Source organism: Arthrobacter sp. UYCu511, from assembly GCF_040547105.1.
GTDB lineage: Bacteria > Actinomycetota > Actinomycetes > Actinomycetales > Micrococcaceae > Specibacter > Specibacter psychrochitiniphilus.
On record NZ_JBEPPB010000001.1, the window covers coordinates 1 to 17817 of the forward strand.

Sequence of the window (17817 nt, forward strand, 5' to 3'; positions counted from 1 at the left end):
GCGTTCACTATGTGGTTCCCAACCAACAAACCCACCCGGTTTACTGGCCAAGGAAACCAACCATGATTTTACTAACAAACACGGACCCCGGTCCGCAACCCTTAGTAAAAACATGTACAATAAAATACTGTTGTTCATCACAAGAACACCCAACAAGCCACCCACCCCCACACAGGGTCGGGGAACGAGTTACGGTGGTCATAGCGTGGGGGAAACGCCCGGTCCCATTCCGAACCCGGAAGCTAAGACCCACAGCGCCGATGGTACTGCATTCGTGAGGATGTGGGAGAGTAGGACACCGCCGGACAACACCAAAAAGGGTAGAGGCCCCACACCACCAGGTGCGGGGCCTCCCCACCTTTAACACCACCTTTTTCAGAACCACCGGGCTATCAACACCAGCAACAATAACCACCACCACTCGAGCCGTCCCGCACCAGGGCGGCTCCACTTGTTTAACAATCCACCACCCGAAGGCGCCGGCGAGCCATAATTTTGACGCGACCACCTCGCCCTGCAAGCCCTGCCGCGACCACCCGTGCCGAGCACATTGAGCGGCATCCAGCCCGTGGCCAAAGAGAGTATGGTGGCTTGATGCAGAATCTTTTTTCTCACGCGCACGAACCCGACTATGTGTCTCTACAGCCAACTGAAGAGGCTGCACTTGAGGTGGTGATTGGCGTCCCATCTGATGAGGCCTTCGATGGCTTCACCGACGGCATCCATCTTTGGTGGCCGGTAGCTGAACAGAGTGTGTTCGGTGAAAGTAGCCATGTCGCGATGCTCCGTGATCACTTGGTGGAGGAATCCCTCGAGGGTGAGGAGATCATCTTGGCAGACATAGAGTCCTGGGAGTCGCCAACCCATTTGAGTCTGGTGTGGGCTTTCGGCAATGAATCTGTTGAAGAACGTGAGGTTGATATTAGCTTCGATCTTGTCGAAGGGGGGATGACTCGCGTCAAAGCTACTTTTCACACGCTGCAGGGCTTGGACAGCCTAGGTGAGGGGGAGTTTTTCTGTGATTGGTCACTCATCTTGTCCAGATACGCCAGATTCATGGGTGGAGCCGTTCAGCTCGACTAGACTGGTAGCTGGACCAAAGCGTCCAAGGATTTTTTCGAAGAACATCAAAAGTGAAGAGCGGCTGTTACTGTGCCAGTTAGTGCGCTCGAAGGTTTAGGAGTCGGCATGGCTGAGCATTACGAGGGAAAACGCGAAGACAACTCACGCGGACAAGACAACAAGGGGAACAGCGGTCGGCCTTATGGTGACCGCCCGGCGACGAATGATCGTCAGCCAGCGCGACCTTACAACGAGCGCGGCAACAACAGCAGCCGTAGCTATGGTGATCGTCCTGCCCGTAGCAACGATCGCCCCTCATACGGTGACCGCGATAACCGTGGTGGCCAAGGTGGACGCCCTGCCGGTGACCGCGACTCACGCCCTTCATACGGTGACCGTGATAACCGCAGCGCTGACCGCCCCATGGTTAATGGACGTCGAGAAGACCGTAAGCCTTATGGTGAGCGTGACAACCGTGGTGGCCAAGGTGGCCGCCCTACCGGTGACCGCGATTCACGCCCTTCATACGGCAACCGCGACGACCGTCCGGCCCGCACTGGTGGAGATCGCCCCTACGATGACCGTCCGGCCCGCACTGGTGGAGACCGCCCCTACGGTGACCGTCCCGCCCGTAGCAACGACCGCCCCTCATACGGTGACCGCGATAACCGTGGTGGCCAAGGTGGCCGCCCTACCGGTGACCGCGATTCACGTCCTTCATACGGCAACCGCGACGACCGTCCGGCCCGCACTGGTGGAGACCGCCCCTACGGCGACCGTCCCGTCCGTAGCAACGACCGCCCTTCCTACGGTGACCGTCCCGCACGTAGCAATGATCGCCCTTCATACGGTGACCGCGATAACCGTGGTGGCCAGGGTGGCCGCCCCACTGGTGACCGCGATTCACGCCCCTCATACGGCAACCGCGACGACCGTCCGGCACGCACTGGTGGAGACCGCCCCTCTACGGTGACCGTCCCGCACGTAGCAATGACCGTCCTTCATACGGTGACCGCGATAACCGTGGTGGCCAAGGTGGCCGCCCTACCGGTGACCGCGATTCACGCCCTTCATACGGCAACCGCGATGACCGTCCGGCACGCACTGGTGGAGACCGCCCCTACGGTGACCGTCCCGCCCGTAGCAACGACCGTCCTTCATACGGTGACCGCGATAACCGTGGTGGCCAGGGTGGACGTACCAGCAGTGACCGCACCAGCAGTGCCCGTCCGCATAGCGATCGGGAAGACCGCGGTCCCCGCGTAGCACCGGAACGCAACGCAGCGGACCTGCGCAGTTCCAACCGCCCGGACCGCGACCGTTCACCGGAGATTGATCCGGATGTGACAGGCCAGGAACTGGACAAGGTAACCCGCGCCCAGCTTCGGATCCTCGACGAGCGCAACAACGAGTGGGTATCCAAGCACTTGGTCATGGCCGGGCGTTTGATCGATTTTGTTCCTGAGCTGGCTTTCGAGCACGCGCTGGCTGCAAGCCGTCGCGGTGGCCGTCTGGCCTGTGTCCGTGAAGCTGTTGCCATGACAGCCTACGCGGCAGGCAAGTACGGGGAAGCCCTGCGTGAATTGCGCACCTTCCGCCGCATCAGCGGTTCCAACGTCCACTTGCCGCTCATGGCTGACTGTGAACGCGGTCTGGGCCGACCCGACAAAGCTATTGACCTCATCCAGTCCGAGGACGCACAAACGTTGGACACTGCCGGCAAGGTAGAACTGGCCATTGTTGAATCCGGTGCCCGCGGCGACCTTGGCGAAATGGAAGCAGCCCTCTCAGCCCTGGAAATCCCGCAGTTGGATATCAACCGCGCCTTCTCCTTCAGCCCCCGCCTGTTCCGTGCCTACGGCATGGTGCTGCGCGCAGTCGATCGTAAGGATGAAGCCAAGACCTGGGAGCGCCAGGCACTTGTTGCTGAGGAAGCACTGGGTGTGGACGAGGGATTTGACCAGCTCATCATTGATCTGGGCGACGATGAGGACATCCCGTTGGAATCGCCGCGCGTGCGTGTTGCTGATGTCATGGAACCGGCCACCGCGCCGGTCATGGACGACGACGCCAAGGTACAAAGCGCCGAACTCACCTCAGAGGATGGGAGCCAGGACGAGGTCAATACCGATGACGCCGAGTCCTCCTACTTCGAATCCGATGATGCTGAATCAGACGCTGACAGTGTAGAAGAAGACGAGTTCAGCGCTGCTGAAGGCGAGGAATCAGATAATCCCAGCAGTGAGCACTAATATCTTGCTGACTGATTTTGATGCGGTATTGGCGGATCTGGATGGCGTGGTTTACGCCGGTCCAGCCGCCATTCCCGGAGCCATTGAGGCTCTGAATGGCCTCGCGGCCCGCAACGTCAAGCTGGCGTACGTAACGAATAACGCCTCACGTACGCCAGCGCAGGTTGCCGCGCATTTGCGTGAGCTTGGAGCTCCTGCCGAGGACGGCCAGGTGGTCAGTTCAGCCCAAGCTGGAGCGGCCCTTCTGGCCAAAAAATTCCCGGCTGGCACCAAGGTTCTGGTCACTGGCAGCACGGCTCTGGCCCAAGAAGTTCAAGGCTTAGGAATGAGTGTTGTTGACAGTGCTCATGAGGCACCCGAGGTGGTTATTCAGGGCTTTGACCCGTCCCTTGGCTGGGCAGATCTGGCTGAAGCTACCTACGCCATCAACGCAGGTGCTGTGTGGATTGCTACCAATACCGACATGACCATTCCTCGTGAGCGTGGCATTGCCCCGGGGAACGGGACCTTGGTCGCAGCGGTTCGGGCCGCCGTCGGGCATGATCCGTTAGTTGCGGGAAAGCCTGAGGCGCCCTTGTTTCATACTGCGGCGAGCCGGCTGCAGGTGCTGGCTCCGCTGGTTGTGGGCGACAGACTGGACACGGATATTCTCGGCGGTAACAACGCCGGTATGGCCACGGCGCTGGTCCTTACCGGTGTTGATTCAGGGGACTCGGCGCTGCGGGCCCGCTCTGCGGAACGCCCGCACTTCATCATTGCGGACTTGGGTGAGTTGTATGCCCCCTATCCGGAGGTGACGTTCCACGCCGGCATACTCACCTGTGGTGCTGCTGCCGCACGCGTAGTTGTGGATCAAAGCGGGCGCCAAGGCGTGCAGATTGCTGGGCATGCCGACGATCTCAATGCTTGGCGTGTTGCCTGTGCCGCATGGTGGCGGGCCGTTCCTGAGGCTGCACAGGCCACTGATCCGTTCCTTGACTGGTGCGTGGAACTCCCATGATTGAGCCCGTAACTGAGCTCACCACTGAGCCCACCACTGAGCGCGTGACCGTGCCCACAGGAGATCCGTCCGTGGACGCCCTCGTGGACCTGGCTGCATCAACAAGCCAGCTCTCCGCCGGCGAGCACAAAGCGGTGTATTCGGCCGTCATTGAGGGGCTGGAACGCGAACTGGATGCCGATCCCGCAACTGCGCCGGCCGGCACTCCGCGTAAGAACCGGGAGCTACCATGACCAGGCTGGATCAAGAACTCGTTAACCGCGGGCTTGCGCGCTCACGCACCGTGGCGGCAACGCTCATCAAGGCCGGGCGCGTGCAGGTGGGCGGCGCCCCGGTCCGCAAGTCTGCGCTGAGTGTGGATGAGCACAGTGACATTATGGTGCTGCCAGGAACGGAAGAGGACTACGTCTCCAGGGCCGGACACAAACTGGCCGGTGCTTTGGCGTATTTCCCTGATGTGTCCATTGCCGGCAAGCGCTGCCTGGATGCCGGAGCGTCCACCGGTGGCTTCACCGATGTGCTCCTACGCCGGGGTGCCGCCACCGTGGCCGCCGTGGATGTGGGGCACGGACAATTGGTGGATTCGCTGCGCAATGACACTCGGGTGGCCGTCCACGAGGGGCTAAACATCCGCTACATGCTCCCGGAGGACATTGGCGGGCCAGCAGATCTCACGGTCTGCGATCTTTCCTTCATTTCCCTGACCCTTGTCATGGCGCCCTTGACGCTCTCAACCAAGGTGGGCGGGCAATTAGTCTTAATGGTCAAGCCACAATTTGAGGTTGGTAAGGACCGTCTGGCCCGGACAGGCGTGGTGAGCAGTGAGAATGAACGACGCCGGGCCGTGGCCGTGGTTGCCTCCGCTGCGGTGGCAAATGGGCTACTTTTGGAGGGCATTGGGGTGAGTCCGCTGCCCGGGCAAGATGGAAATATTGAGTATTTCCTACTGGCCAGCCGCCTTGTGTCGGCGCCTGCACCTAAGATCGAAGAACAGGACCGCTCCGTGGAGACGTTATTGTCGCTACTCTGGCCCTGAGCCCTCACTGGGCGTTTGGAAAACCGGGTACAACAGCCCCACCAGAACAGCTACACGAGGATGAGGAAACAGCACATGACTCGGCGCGTCTTGATTCTGGCCCATACGGGCCGTGAAGAGTCGATGCTTGCAGCCCTTGAGGCGTGCGTGGAACTACATGCCAACAACATTGTTCCCGTCATGTACGGCGATGAACTTGCCGATATGACAGGTTACTTGGGTGTTTCCAGCGTCAACATGGAAATCCTTGACAGGGATGTCACGCTCGCCGAGATTGAACTTGTCATGGTGTTGGGTGGGGACGGAACCATTTTGCGCGCCGCCGAGATCGTCCGGGATTATGATGTCCCCTTGCTCGGGGTCAACCTGGGCCATGTGGGTTTCTTGGCGGAGAGTGAGCGAGAAGAGCTCATTCAGACGGTCTCCGCCGTTGTTCAACGCAGGTACTCCGTGGAGGAACGCATGTGCCTGGACGTTATTGTCAGGGTGGCCGGGAAGGTCATGGCTCACACCTGGGCGTTGAACGAGGTGGCTCTGGAAAAGGGCAACCGGGAACGCATGATTGAAGTTGTTACCGAAGTTGATGGACGTCCGCTGACCTCCTTCGGTTGCGACGGCGTGGTCATGGCCACCCCCACAGGGTCCACGGCCTATGCTTTCTCCGCCGGGGGACCTGTTGTTTGGCCCACCGTGGAAGCCCTGCTCATGGTCCCCATCAGCGCCCACGCCTTGTTTGCAAAACCACTCGTGGTGGCTCCCACCTCCACACTGGCCGTGGAAGTTTTGAGCCGCAACGGCGCGCATGGGGTCATTTGGTGTGATGGCCGGCGCACCGTGGAACTCCTGCCAGGGGCACGCATTGAGGTCACCCGCTCGGCGAAACCGGTGAAGTTGGCCCGAACCCAGCAATCCACCTTTTCCGAACGCCTGGTGCGCAAGTTTGAGCTCCCTGTCCAGGGCTGGCGCGGGCCCTCCGTGGAGGAGTCTTCGGTACCCACCACACAATTACCCATCATCAGAACGCCCAAGCCCAAGAGTCCTCTTGAGGGGCACCCGGCCGGGCAGATTCCCCAGCCCCCGGACCTGACCATTGTGACCCACACAGAGAGCTATTCAGGAACCACGGGATACTACGGGCAGGACAACGCATGATCGAAGAAATCCGGATCCGGGACTTGGGTGTCATCTCCGAATCCACCCTGCCGCTGGGACCTGGGCTCAGTGTGGTCAGTGGTGAAACCGGGGCCGGAAAGACCATGGTGGTGACCGCCGTCGGGCTCTTGTTGGGAAACCGCGCGGATGCCGGGGCCGTGCGCACAGGAGCCAAAACGGCCTCCGCGGAGGCAACTGTGACCCTGCCAGCGGGGCATCCGGCCCTGCTACGGGCTGTGGAGGCCGGCGCGGACCTTGACGAGTTCGACGGCGGTGCCGAGCTGATTCTGGCCCGCACCGTCAGTGCGGATGGACGCAGTCGCGCCCACGTGGGCGGACGCAGCGCCCCCATTGGTGTCCTCAGCGAAATAGGGGAGACCTTAGTTGCCGTGCACGGGCAGTCGGATCAGATCAGACTCAAGAATCCCTCAGCTCAACGTGTTGCCCTGGATAAGTATGCGGCGGAGGCCAACAAGGGCTTTACCGGAAAGCTGCGCAGTTACAAGAGTGTTTTTGAGCGGTGGCGGGCCGTCCAGGTCCAACTGCAGGAACTGCGTTCCGCGAGCCGGGAACGTTTGCGCGAAGCCGACTCCTTGACCACCGCACTGGCCGAGATTGATGCCGTTGAACCGCTTCCGGCGGAAGATGAAATCCTCAAGGCACAGGCCGTGAAGCTGGGCAACGTGGAGGAACTGCGCAAAGCTACTCTCGGCGCTCATGAGGCGCTCAGTGCTGCTGACTACGGTGACGGGTTGGATGCCATCACCCTCGTGGACAGTGCCAAACGGCAGGTGGAAGCGGTAGCTGACGCGGATGAAGAACTGGTGCAAACCACTAAGCGTCTCTCCGAAGTGGGCTTTTTATTGGCCGATATTGCCCGGGACCTTGCCAGCTATGCCACGAACCTGGACACGGAGGGCCCTGGCCGGCTGGCCGAGGTGGAGGACCGCCGCGGGGAGTTGGCCGTTCTGGTGCGCAAGTATGCTCCCAGCATTGATGAAGTCATTGAGTGGGCAGATGCTGCACGGCTGCGCCTGAGCGAGCTCAGCGATGATTCTGGCCGGATTGAAACGCTGGAAGCCGAGGAAGTGGCTGCGCTGGCCGAACTGGGCGTGTTGGCGGGGGAGGTGAGCGCGTTACGGCACAAGGCTGGGGCGAAGCTTGCCAAGGCTGTCAGTGCCGAGCTGAAGGCTCTCGCCATGCCCGATGCCAGGCTGGTCATTGAGATTACTGGTGCCGAACGGAGTATCCACGGCGAGGATGACATCGCCTTCCTCTTGGCTCCTCATGCCGGCGCACTGCCGCGCCCCCTGGGTAAGGGGGCCTCCGGTGGTGAACTTTCCCGAGTGATGCTGGCGCTGGAAGTGGTGTTGGCGGCCGTAGACCCCGTTCCCACTTTTGTGTTTGACGAAGTCGACTCGGGGGTGGGTGGCAAAGCTGCGGTGGAAATTGGTCGCAGGCTTGCCATGCTCGCCGAGCACGTGCAGGTTCTGGTGGTGACGCATCTGCCCCAAGTGGCCGCGTTTGCGGACCATCACGTGTTGGTGACCAAGAGCTCTGTGAGCAAAAACTCAACAGGGATTACCACCAGCAATGTGAAGATTCTCAGCTATGAGGAACGGGTGGTTGAGCTGGCCCGTATGCTGGCAGGACAGGAAGATTCCGCCACCGCACAGGCCCATGCCAAGGAACTGTTGGCACAGGCCGCAAGGGTAGCAAAGTAAAAATAAGGGGTGGGTGCACAGAAATTGTGCACCGTTCGCGAACGTTTATTGGTTCATTAGATGATAGGCTCAAATCCCGTGGTGCAACGATCAAATTCCCGGTTCAGTGGTCAGTCCAAGACGACCAAACATATCTTCGTCACCGGCGGAGTCGCTTCCTCGCTCGGCAAGGGACTGACGGCTTCTAGCCTCGGTCACCTCCTGCGCGCACGCGGCCTCTCGGTAACAATGCAGAAGCTCGATCCCTACCTCAATGTGGATCCAGGCACAATGAATCCCTTCCAGCACGGTGAAGTCTTCGTCACTGACGACGGCGCCGAAACGGACTTGGACATTGGCCATTACGAGCGCTTCCTTGATGAAAATCTTGAAGGTTCTGCCAACGTCACAACAGGACAGGTGTACTCCACCGTTATTGCCAAGGAACGCCGCGGCGAGTACTTAGGTGACACGGTGCAGGTCATCCCGCACATCACTGATGAGATCAAGCGCCGCATGCGCCTGCCATCCGAAGGGGAGAACGCACCTGATGTGATCATCACCGAAATCGGCGGCACGGTGGGAGACATTGAGTCTCAGCCGTTCTTGGAGTCCGCACGCCAGGTGCGCCAGGACGTGGGCCGCAACAACGTGTTCTTCGCCCACGTCTCACTGGTGCCTTACATTGGCCCGTCGCAGGAACTCAAGACCAAGCCCACCCAGCACTCAGTTGCTGCGCTGCGCTCCCTAGGTATCCAGCCTGACGCCATCATCTTGCGGTCAGACCGTATTCTGCCCGACGCCATGCATGCCAAAATTGGTCGTGCCTGTGACGTGGATGTGGAAGCCGTCATTGGCTGCCCGGATGCTTCCAGTATTTACCAGATCCCCAAGACCTTGCACGAGCAGGGACTTGACTCCTACATTGTTCGCGCCCTGGACTTGCCCTTCAAGGACGTTGACTGGACCAAGTGGGACAAGCTGCTCGAAGTAGTGAACAACCCCGCACACCACATTGAGATTGCCCTGGTGGGCAAGTACATCGATTTGCCTGACGCCTACCTGTCCGTGACTGAGGCGCTGCGGGCCGGCGGTTTCGCCAACGCCACCAAGGTCAAGATCCGCTGGGTCCCCTCCGATTACTGCGCCACCGAGGCCGGTGCCCGCACGGCCCTGGCCGATGTTGACGCTATCTGCGTCCCGGGTGGGTTCGGCATCCGCGGTTTGGAAGGCAAGCTGGGCGCTTTGAAGTTTGCCCGCGAAAACCTGATCCCCACCTTGGGCCTTTGCCTGGGGCTGCAGTCAATGGTGATTGAGTACGCACGCAACGTTGTGGGACTCGAAGGGGCTTCCTCCTCCGAGTTTGACGAGGACCCGAAGTACCCGGTCATTGCCACCATGGAAGAGCAGCAGGACATTGTGGACGGCAAGGGAGATCTTGGCGGCACCATGCGCTTGGGACTCTACCCGGCAGTGCTCACGGAAGGTTCTGTTGTAGCCCAAACATACGGCACCACTGATGTTGCAGAACGTCACCGCCACCGCTACGAGGTCAATAACAAATACCGTGAGCAGATTGCAGCTGCTGGTCTTGTCTTCTCTGGAACGTCACCGGATGGCAAGCTTGTTGAATACGTAGAATTGCCTCGCGAGGTTCACCCGTACTACGTCTCCACCCAGGCACATCCGGAACTGAGCTCCCGGCCCACCCGCCCGCACCCGCTCTTTGCCGGACTGGTAGCGGCGGCCCTGGAGCGCCAGAACGCCACACGGTTGCTGGAGGGCTAGATGAGAGACCCTGGTACACCGCTGGCAGGGCCGGGTTCAACTCCTGAACAGGAGGACGGCCCGGGGCCCGTTGCGGATAAATTTAGCACCCGCACCTTGCGGTCCTCCTCGACGGTGTACCAGGGAAGAATCTGGGATGTTGTCTCAGATACCTTCAGTCTCACGCCGGACTCGGAGCCGCTGACACGGGACTATATTGCCCACCCCGGCGCCGTGGCAGTTGTGGTGCTCAATGAAGAAAATCAGGTCCTGTTATTGAGCCAGTACCGCCACCCGGTGCACATGGTTCTCTGGGAAATCCCAGCAGGACTCCTGGATGTTCAGGGTGAGGACTTTGTTGTTGGGGCTGCCAGGGAATTGGCTGAGGAAGCCGATCTTGTGGCAGCGCAGTGGCACGTCCTGACTGACTTTTTCAACTCACCCGGATCCTCCAGCGAGGCCATCAGGATTTATCTGGCCCGGGATCTTAGTCCCGTGCCGCAGGATCAACGCCATGTACGCACGGATGAGGAAGCCGAGATTGCATTCCGGTGGGTTGACTTAGCGGAAGCGGTTGAAGCAGTCCTGTCCGGACGCATCCACAACCCGTCCGCCGTCGTCGGAATTTTGGCGGCAGCACAGGCTAGCGCCGGCGGTTTTAGCCAGCTGCGTGATGCCCATGCGCCGTGGCCGGAACATCCGGCCCAGCGCGGTCAGTGAGTGCCACTGCACGTGCTGACGGGCCGGCGCGTCCGTCAGCGGTAGACCGGCACATCAAGGACTATTTACTGCACGTGAGTGTGGAGCGGGGCCTGGCTGCCAATACGCTCCAAGCCTATGAGCGCGATCTTCGCCGCTACGGACTTTTCCTGACAGCGGCTGGCGTGGACCAGGTGGAACAAATCACCCGGCGGCACATCAGTGAATTTTCCCAAGGTTTATCAGACGGAGCCGACGGCGGATCAGCCCTTGGTCTGCGCTCAGTGGCCCGCACCGTGGTTTCGGTGCGTGGCCTGCATAAGTTTTGGGCTCTTGAAGGCATCAGCACAGCCGACCCGGCCGCTGATGTCCACCCGCCCCAGGCCGGGCGCCGCCTTCCCAAAGCTATTAGCGTGCACAGCGTGACCCGCATTTTGGAAGCTGCCGGCTCGGAGACTCCTGCCGGCTTGCGGGATGCGGCCATGCTGGAATTTTTATACTCCACGGGAGCCCGCATCAGCGAGGCTGTGGGGTTGGATGTGGATGATCTTGTCCTGCCCACGGAATCTGATGAAGGGCCTTCCCTGGTCCGGCTCTTTGGCAAGGGTTCCAAGGAGCGGATAGTCCCGCTTGGCTCTTACGCTCTGCGGGCGCTGGAGGCATATTTGGTCCGGGGGCGGCCCGCCCTAGTGGCTAAGGGCCTGGGGACTCCTGCGCTTTTCCTGAACGCCCGGGGCGGACGAATCAGCCGCCAAAGCGTGTGGACCATCTTGAAAACAGTGGCAGAAAAGGCCCAGATCGAAGGTGAGGTCTCACCCCACACCTTGCGTCATTCCTTTGCCACGCACCTGCTTGAAGGTGGCGCCGATGTCAGGGTGGTCCAGGAGCTCCTTGGCCATGCCTCAGTCACCACCACCCAGGTGTACACCTTGGTCACGGCGGAGACGCTGCGTGAAGTGTACGCTGCAGCCCATCCACGCGCGCTGGGCTAAAGGCTGGCGCGCGCGAATGGGCTGCTGAAAATCTCGCTAAAAGTCTCCCGAGGTAACGTTGCTACGCCGTGACGGCCAGGGCATCGATTTCCACCAGCATGACCTCGTGCGGCAGGTCCACGAAGACAGTGGTGCGTGAGGGCAGTGCGCCGCTGGGCACATTTTCCTTGATGAAATCGCCGTAAACCTCGTTCATGGCGGGGAAGTCCTCACGCTTTGTCAGGTAGACACGGAACATGATGACGTCCTCCACGGAAGAGCCGCCGGCCGCCAGAATGGCCTTCACATTTTCCAGCGTGCGGCGGGTCTGCACCTTCACATCCCCTGCACCAATGTACTCATTGGCAACAGGGTCCATGGGCCCCTGCCCTGAGACCTGGAACATATTGCCCTTCTTCACACCTTGCGAGAAGACGTAAGCAGGTGCCGGCGCGTTGGTGGTCAGTACTACTGTTTTTTCACTCATGGAGTGTTCCTTTCGGTGGAACCCAGCCCAGGTCTTTCGAAACGGCCTCGGTTGCGGTTATTAGTGGTGGCAACAATTTCAGGAGATCTTCATAGCTGAGCAGAACTACGGGCACGGAGATTGACGCTGCCGCCACCACCCGCCCGGAGGCGTCTCGGATGGGCGCAGCAATGCAGTGGACAAAGGACTCGTGCTCGGACTTGTCATGTGCCCAGCCTTGTTCACGGACCAGCTCAAGTTCTGTCAGTAGTGCTTCCGGGCTGGTCAGCGTGTTCTCGGTCATCTGTACGTAGTCCAGTCCGGCGGCAATCTGTTCTTGTTGCTGGCGCGGCATATCGGCCAAAATCACCTTCGCCACGGCTGCTGAATGCAGGGCCGCCGTCAGCCCGATCCGTGAGTACATGCGCACCGGGTGGTGGGATTCGTACTTGTCGACGTACACCACTTCGGCCCCTTCCAACTGAGCCAAGTGAATGGTGTGGCCTGTGGTCTGGTTGATGGCGGCCAGGTGTGGGCGGGCCGCCAGGCGAATGTCGCGCTCCTCAAGGGCCTTGGCAGACAATTCGAAGAGCTTGCGTCCCAGCTGGAATTCACCGGCCCGGTTGCGGACCAAAAAATGCTCACTCTCAAGGGAGTGCAGCAGGCGCATGACGGTTGTCTTGTGGACGTCGGCGTTCGTGGCCAGCTCATCGAGCGTGGCTGGCCCATTGGCTAGTTGGGTGAGCAGGCCAAGGGCCCGGATTAGGCTCTGGCTCATGCCTGTCCCCCTGATAGTGCGGGGGAGTCGATCCGCCCCGGCGCCACATGGGTGCCCGCCCAGTCCGCTTCCGAGCAGGCCAGGATGCGCTCCAGTACCTCTGCCTCCGGTAGCGGGCCGCGGTCGCCGGGGACGGTGAGGGTGCAGGCCGCGCTGAGATGCCCACGCCGCAGCGAGGAGCGTTGGTCCAGGCCGCTGAGCATACCGCTGAGGTAACCGGCCGCAAAGGCGTCACCGGCACCAACAGGTTCCAGCACCGTGACGTTCAACGACGGCACTTCCACCCGTCCGCCGTCGCGCATGAGTGCAATGGCGGAGCTGGCAGCATTCTTGAGCACAATCACCGCCGTGTCCGGCAACAGGGCCCTGAGCTGCGCCTCGTCATTGGTGCCGAAGGCGGGCAGGGCCTCATCGGTACCAACAAGCACGACGTCGGACTGGTTGGCCAGGGTGCGCAGCACCGCCTTGTCCGTGCGGCGCCACAGTGCCTCGCGCCAGTTGACGTCGAAGGATACCAAGCGGCCGTGGCGCGGTGCGGTGAGGACGGCAGTGAGCATCTGACGGCAGCCGGGGGAAAGGGCAGCAGTGATGCCACTGAGGTGGATCAGGCCGGCCGCTTCCAGCAGGGACGATACGGCCGGGTTGGTCAACATGGCCGGACTCATGGCGGAGGCGGCCGAGCCTTGGCGGTAATACAGCACCGAGCTTTCTGCTGTCGCGGAATTCAGCGCCGCCGGAACTTTCACATAAAGGCCGGTGGGCAGTTCCTCATCCATTTCCACCCCGCTGACACCCACTCCGTGGGAGGCGAGCTCGGCCAAGATGCGAATGCCAAAACCGTCGCGGCCGGTCCGGCCAACCCAGTGTGCCTCAACACCCATGGCGGCCAGTCCCATGGCCACATTCGACTCAGCGCCGCCCACTCCGTAATAAAGCTCCGTGGCTTCGGCCAGTGGCACGTTGCCAGTGGGGGTGAGCATCGCCATCGTCTCTCCGAGGCATACAACTGATGGCATGAACTGGTGCACTTTCTCTCTTGGGTGGGATGGTTCGCCGGGTTAGGGCAATGCCCGGCACATATTGTGGCCCGAATCTCATGGCCGCCTTGACGGACGAATCCTGACCATGTTAGACATGTTCGTGGTGAGTTTGCAACTAGCGTTGCAGAATACGCAACGAGGCCACAGGGTTGGCCTGTGAAGGGACTATTGACAATGGGCAGCACCGCACCGTCATCGGACGGCACGAACATTTCAGGCACTAGCGCACCAGGCGCGAACACCTCAGGCATCAAGGACGAACTGGTGGATGCCCTGGGTGCGCGGGAACTGGGGTGGCGCTACAAGGCCCTGCCTGCCGCCGCGCACGGCCGCAGCGCGGGCGACTACGTGGCCTCCGGAGTCTCCCTCGCCGAGCTGCAGACTCCCTTGCTGACACTTGACGCAGCAGCCATGGCAGCCAACGTAGCCCACATGGCTCGCTGGTGTGCGCAAAAGGGTGTGCTGATTGCCCCGCACGGCAAGACCACCATGGCCCCGCAAATGTGGCGGAACCAGCTCGAAAGCGGTGCCTGGGGGATCACGTTGGCCAACGCGTCCCAGCTGCGCGTGGGCCATGAGTTTGGCCTGCGCCGGGTCATGCTCGCCAACTCCCTGACGGATCCCCAAGCCATCACCTGGCTAGCCGGGGCACAGGGGCCCGATTTCTCTGTGGTCTCATGGGTTGACTCCCTGCAGACCGTGGCGTTGCAGGAAGGCGTCCTGGCCGGTAGCCCCGGCGCCGTACTGGATGTCATCGTTGAGCTTGGTGGGGCAGGCGGGCGCACAGGTGTGCGCAGCATTGCCGGGGCACTTGAGATTGCCCGTGCCATCCGCGCCGCCACCCACCTGCGCCTGGTTGGCGTGGGCGGCTACGAGGGCTCCCTCGCACACACGGCCGACGTCGCAGACCTCGCCACTGTGGGCGGCTACCTTTCGGGTGTGAAGGAGCTGCATGAGCAGCTGCTGGCCGAGGGGCTATACGCTCCCGGTGCCGAGCTCATTGTCACGGCAGGCGGCAGCGCATACTTTGACGACGTGGTGAACGTGCTGGGCTCCTGCCGTGCCGAGGCAACAGATAGCAGCCCCCAGATTGATGTCATTATCCGCAGTGGCGCCTACATGGTCCACGACGACGGCTTCTACAGGGGCATTTCACCCTTCGCTCGCGGCGGAGAAGCAGCAGCCGGACAGGCCCCCTTTGCTTCGGCCATGCACGCGTGGGCGCGGGTTGTCTCCCAGCCTGAACCCGGCCTTGCCATCCTTGACGCCGGCAAGCGCGACCTGCCTGTTGACGAAGGACTGCCGGAGCCACAAATGCTCGGCACTACCCTTGGCGGGCCCCTGGAAACCCTGCACGGAGCCTCCATCAGCGCCGTCAACGACCAGCACTGCTTCCTGCGTTTTGACCCCGCCACAACCACCGTCGCCCTTGGCGACGTGGTCCGTCTGGGCCTCTCCCACCCCTGCACGGCCTTCGACAAGTGGACACTGATCCCCGTCCTGGCTAACACGGCGCACCCAGAGACCGCGCACCCAGAGGCAGCAAATTCCAACGGCTACCAGCTCGTGGATCTCATCCACACCTTCTTCTAAGCCATGGATATCAACAACAACCAGGCCAGCACTGCCGAGCGGACCATCATCAGCAATGCCACTGTCGTGGACGGGAGCGGGGCGCATGGGTTTCTGGCAGACGTGGTGCTTGAAAATGGTGCGATCCACCAGATAGCCGCACCGGGTAGCCATGCCGGCCAAGCGGGCGTTATCGATGCCACTGGCCTTGTCTTGAGCCCCGGATTCATTGACATGCATGCCCATTCGGACCTGCAACTTTTCCTGGCACCGGGCCACTATGCCAAGCTCAGCCAAGGCGTCACCACCGAGCTGCTGGGCCAGGACGGGCTCTCCTACGCACCCATTGACGACGCCACCCTCACAGGTGTGCGGGCGAAGATTGCCGGCTGGAATGACAACCCGGAAGACTTTGATTTCTCGTGGCGCACAGTGGGGGAGTACCTGGACCGGCTCGATCAAGGCATTGCCACGAACGCCGCCTACCTTGTCCCACAGGGCACTGTCAGGGCCATGGTTCGCGGCTTCCACGACGGTGCAGCAACACCGGAAGAGGTGGCAGCCCAGCAAGGGATCATCCGCACCGCCATGGAGGAAGGCGCCGTAGGCATGTCCTCCGGGCTGACCTACACGCCCGGAATGTACGCAACCACGCAGGAGTTGGCACAACTGTGCTCCACTGTGGCGGATTTTGGTGGTTTCTACGCCCCGCACCACCGCTCCTACGGCAAGGGCGCGCTCGAGGCTTACGGCGAAATGATCGAGCTCAGCCGCACAACCGGCTGCGCCCTGCACCTCTCCCACGCCACCATGAACTTCGCCCCCAACAAGGGCCGTGCCCCCGAACTTCTCGGGCTCATCGACCGAGCCTTGGACGAGGGCGTGGACATTACCTTGGACACGTACCCCTACCTTCCCGGAGCCACAACCCTCTCGGCTATCCTGCCCAGCTGGGCGTCCGCCGGCGGGACCGAGGCGACTATGGCGCGGCTGCGTGATGCGCACACACTGGCCCGCATCCGCGAGAACGTGGAAATCTACGGTTCGGACGGTTGCCATGGGGTGGTTGCGGAATGGGGAACCCTGGAAATTTCAGGAGTCAAAAATCCTGAGCTGGATGCTTGCGTAGGTAAAACCATTGAACAAATTGCTGCGGAGATGGGGGAAGACCCCTTTGACACCTTTGTGCGGATCTTGCTGCAGGACAGTATGGCAACCGGCATCCTGCAGCATGTAGGGCACGAGGAAAACGTCCGGGACATCATGGTTCACCGTACTCACTGCGGCGGCAGTGACGGCATCCTTGTCGGGGCGAAACCGCACCCGCGGGCCTGGGGCACGTTCCCGCGCTTCCTTGGCCACTACAGCCGGGAGCTGGGACTGCTCAGCCTTGAGGAAATGCTCCATCACCTCACAGGGCGCCCCGCAGCACGGCTGAAACTTGTGGACCGCGGCTTGATCCGTGAGGGGTACGCCGCCGATCTAGTCCTTTTTGACCCAAAAACCATCAATGCCACAGCAACATTTCAAAACCCGCGGCAGCCCGCTGCGGGCATCCACTACGTCTTTGTCAACGGCATTGCCGCCATCGAAGCGGGCACACCCACCGGCGCCCTCGCCGGCCGGGCACTGCGCCGCACTCCAGAAGGAACCCGCCCCACACCATGAACGCCACCGAATTCATTGCCCGGCTCGAAGATGACCGCACCCTCGCTGTGGTCCGTGCCCCCAAAATTGCCGATGCCGCCGAACTCTGCCATGCCCTCGTGGCTGGCGGCATCAACAGCGTCGAACTGACATACACAACCCCGAACCTGCTCCAGCACCTTACGCGTGCGGCCGGAACTGCCTCCCAACACGGCGCCGTCGTCGGCGTGGGCACAGTCTTGACGGCCGAGCAGGCCAAGGCTGCAATTGACGCTGGCGCGCAATTCCTGGTCACCCCGGGGCTCCGGCCCGAGGTGGCCCAAGTGGCCGTCGCTGCTGGCATCCCCTTCGCCATGGGGGCTATGACCCCCACCGAGGTGGCCATGGCGCTGGACCTAGGCTCCGCCGTCGTGAAGATCTTTCCCGCCAGCGCCATGGGCCCGTCATACCTGAAGGACCTGCAGGGCCCTTTCCCCGGCATCAAGCTACTGCCCTCAGGCGGCATCAATTCAGCCAATGCCAAGAACTTCCTCGACGCCGGGGCACTTGCCGTCTGCTGCGGCACGGCCGTGGTGCCGCCTGCCGTCGTAGCCGCCGGCACATGGACAGAGATCACAGCCCGCGCCGGCGCCTTCACCGCAATCCTTTCCTAATCAACTATTCTTTGGATAA

General features: G+C 61.5%; 17 protein-coding genes and 1 rRNA gene. 15 read left to right on the forward strand and 3 right to left on the reverse strand.

The annotated features are described in order from the left end of the window. Positions 1-190 precede the first annotated feature (190 nt). From rrf to xerD, 12 genes are all read left to right on the forward strand, one after another. Positions 191-307: ribosomal RNA gene (gene rrf / locus ABIB48_RS00005) — 5S ribosomal RNA — on the forward strand. A gap of 284 nt (positions 308-591) precedes the next feature. Beyond that, positions 592-1083 carry an SRPBCC family protein gene (locus tag ABIB48_RS00010; RefSeq protein ID WP_354211203.1) on the forward strand — a complete coding sequence of 164 codons (492 nt, stop codon included), beginning with the start codon at positions 592-594 and terminating at the stop codon, positions 1081-1083. 105 nt (positions 1084-1188) lie between these two features. Then, the gene (locus ABIB48_RS00015; protein ID WP_354211205.1) at positions 1189-2328 is read left to right on the forward strand and encodes a hypothetical protein; all 1140 of its coding nucleotides are present in this window, start codon (positions 1189-1191) and stop codon (positions 2326-2328) included. A gap of 77 nt (positions 2329-2405) precedes the next feature. Continuing rightward, positions 2406-3314, forward strand: coding sequence for a tetratricopeptide repeat protein (locus ABIB48_RS00020; protein ID WP_354211207.1), 909 nt, complete (start codon positions 2406-2408; stop codon positions 3312-3314). Continuing rightward, positions 3304-4314: an HAD-IIA family hydrolase gene (locus ABIB48_RS00025; protein ID WP_354211209.1), complete on the forward strand. Its 1011-nt coding sequence runs from the start codon at positions 3304-3306 to the stop codon at positions 4312-4314. Before ABIB48_RS00020 ends, ABIB48_RS00025 begins: the two co-directional genes overlap by 11 nt. Then, a complete protein-coding gene (locus tag ABIB48_RS00030; protein WP_354211211.1) occupies positions 4311-4547 on the forward strand; it encodes a hypothetical protein in 237 nt (78 codons plus the stop codon). Before ABIB48_RS00025 ends, ABIB48_RS00030 begins: the two co-directional genes overlap by 4 nt. Further along, positions 4544-5350, forward strand: a complete 807-nt coding sequence (locus tag ABIB48_RS00035; protein ID WP_354211213.1) for a TlyA family RNA methyltransferase — start codon at positions 4544-4546, stop codon at positions 5348-5350. Before ABIB48_RS00030 ends, ABIB48_RS00035 begins: the two co-directional genes overlap by 4 nt. A 75-nt stretch (positions 5351-5425) precedes the next feature. After that, positions 5426-6502: an NAD kinase gene (locus ABIB48_RS00040; RefSeq protein ID WP_110105975.1), complete on the forward strand. Its 1077-nt coding sequence runs from the start codon at positions 5426-5428 to the stop codon at positions 6500-6502. After that, positions 6499-8226: a DNA repair protein RecN gene (recN, locus tag ABIB48_RS00045; protein WP_315915646.1), complete on the forward strand. Its 1728-nt coding sequence runs from the start codon at positions 6499-6501 to the stop codon at positions 8224-8226. The genes ABIB48_RS00040 and recN overlap by 4 nt, the downstream gene beginning before the upstream one ends. A 60-nt stretch (positions 8227-8286) precedes the next feature. Further along, complete coding sequence (pyrG, locus tag ABIB48_RS00050) at positions 8287-9993, forward strand: CTP synthase (protein ID WP_110105977.1); 1707 nt, start codon at positions 8287-8289, stop codon at positions 9991-9993. Continuing rightward, a complete protein-coding gene (locus ABIB48_RS00055) occupies positions 9994-10692 on the forward strand; it encodes an NUDIX domain-containing protein (RefSeq protein WP_354211217.1) in 699 nt (232 codons plus the stop codon). Further along, positions 10659-11663, forward strand: coding sequence for a site-specific tyrosine recombinase XerD (gene xerD, locus ABIB48_RS00060; RefSeq protein WP_502914077.1), 1005 nt, complete (start codon positions 10659-10661; stop codon positions 11661-11663). Before ABIB48_RS00055 ends, xerD begins: the two co-directional genes overlap by 34 nt. A gap of 61 nt (positions 11664-11724) precedes the next feature. On the opposite strand, the gene ABIB48_RS00065 is transcribed toward xerD, so the two are convergent. Genes ABIB48_RS00065 through ABIB48_RS00075 form a run of 3 tightly spaced genes read right to left on the reverse strand, consistent with a single transcriptional unit; the run spans position 11725 to position 13902 of the window. Then, positions 11725-12129, reverse strand: coding sequence for a RidA family protein (locus tag ABIB48_RS00065; RefSeq protein WP_315915649.1), 405 nt, complete (start codon positions 12127-12129; stop codon positions 11725-11727). Next, a complete protein-coding gene (locus ABIB48_RS00070) occupies positions 12122-12886 on the reverse strand; it encodes an IclR family transcriptional regulator (protein WP_110105980.1) in 765 nt (254 codons plus the stop codon). The genes ABIB48_RS00065 and ABIB48_RS00070 overlap by 8 nt, the downstream gene beginning before the upstream one ends. Further along, positions 12883-13902, reverse strand: coding sequence for a sugar kinase (locus ABIB48_RS00075; protein ID WP_354211220.1), 1020 nt, complete (start codon positions 13900-13902; stop codon positions 12883-12885). Before ABIB48_RS00075 ends, ABIB48_RS00070 begins: the two co-directional genes overlap by 4 nt. Before the next feature lie 180 nt (positions 13903-14082). Here ABIB48_RS00075 and ABIB48_RS00080 point away from each other — a divergent pair, with 180 nt between their 5' ends. From ABIB48_RS00080 to ABIB48_RS00090, 3 genes are read left to right on the forward strand one after another with little or no spacing between them, the layout of a single operon-like run. Further along, positions 14083-15519 (forward strand): type III PLP-dependent enzyme domain-containing protein, encoded by a 1437-nt coding sequence (locus ABIB48_RS00080; RefSeq protein WP_354211222.1) that lies wholly within the window; start codon positions 14083-14085, stop codon positions 15517-15519. A 3-nt stretch (positions 15520-15522) separates the two neighbouring features. Further along, the gene (locus tag ABIB48_RS00085; RefSeq protein WP_110105982.1) at positions 15523-17166 is read left to right on the forward strand and encodes an N-acyl-D-amino-acid deacylase family protein; all 1644 of its coding nucleotides are present in this window, start codon (positions 15523-15525) and stop codon (positions 17164-17166) included. Further along, positions 17163-17798, forward strand: a complete 636-nt coding sequence (locus tag ABIB48_RS00090; RefSeq protein WP_315915653.1) for a bifunctional 4-hydroxy-2-oxoglutarate aldolase/2-dehydro-3-deoxy-phosphogluconate aldolase — start codon at positions 17163-17165, stop codon at positions 17796-17798. The genes ABIB48_RS00085 and ABIB48_RS00090 overlap by 4 nt, the downstream gene beginning before the upstream one ends. Positions 17799-17817 lie beyond the last annotated feature (19 nt).

Excerpts from the sequence above, each read along its gene's own strand:
- ABIB48_RS00015 (WP_354211205.1), top strand. The coding sequence starts at position 1,189 with ATGGCTGAGCATTACGAGGGAAAACGCGAAGACAACTCACGCGGACAA.
- ABIB48_RS00030 (WP_354211211.1), top strand. The coding sequence starts at position 4,311 with ATGATTGAGCCCGTAACTGAGCTCACCACTGAGCCCACCACTGAGCGC.
- ABIB48_RS00035 (WP_354211213.1), top strand. The coding sequence starts at position 4,544 with ATGACCAGGCTGGATCAAGAACTCGTTAACCGCGGGCTTGCGCGCTCA.
- ABIB48_RS00040 (WP_110105975.1), top strand. The coding sequence starts at position 5,426 with ATGACTCGGCGCGTCTTGATTCTGGCCCATACGGGCCGTGAAGAGTCG.
- recN (WP_315915646.1), top strand. The coding sequence starts at position 6,499 with ATGATCGAAGAAATCCGGATCCGGGACTTGGGTGTCATCTCCGAATCC.
- pyrG (WP_110105977.1), top strand. The coding sequence starts at position 8,287 with ATGATAGGCTCAAATCCCGTGGTGCAACGATCAAATTCCCGGTTCAGT.
- ABIB48_RS00055 (WP_354211217.1), top strand. The coding sequence starts at position 9,994 with ATGAGAGACCCTGGTACACCGCTGGCAGGGCCGGGTTCAACTCCTGAA.
- ABIB48_RS00065 (WP_315915649.1), bottom strand. The coding sequence starts at position 12,129 with ATGAGTGAAAAAACAGTAGTACTGACCACCAACGCGCCGGCACCTGCT.
- ABIB48_RS00070 (WP_110105980.1), bottom strand. The coding sequence starts at position 12,886 with ATGAGCCAGAGCCTAATCCGGGCCCTTGGCCTGCTCACCCAACTAGCC.
- ABIB48_RS00075 (WP_354211220.1), bottom strand. The coding sequence starts at position 13,902 with ATGCCATCAGTTGTATGCCTCGGAGAGACGATGGCGATGCTCACCCCC.
- ABIB48_RS00085 (WP_110105982.1), top strand. The coding sequence starts at position 15,523 with ATGGATATCAACAACAACCAGGCCAGCACTGCCGAGCGGACCATCATC.
- ABIB48_RS00090 (WP_315915653.1), top strand. The coding sequence starts at position 17,163 with ATGAACGCCACCGAATTCATTGCCCGGCTCGAAGATGACCGCACCCTC.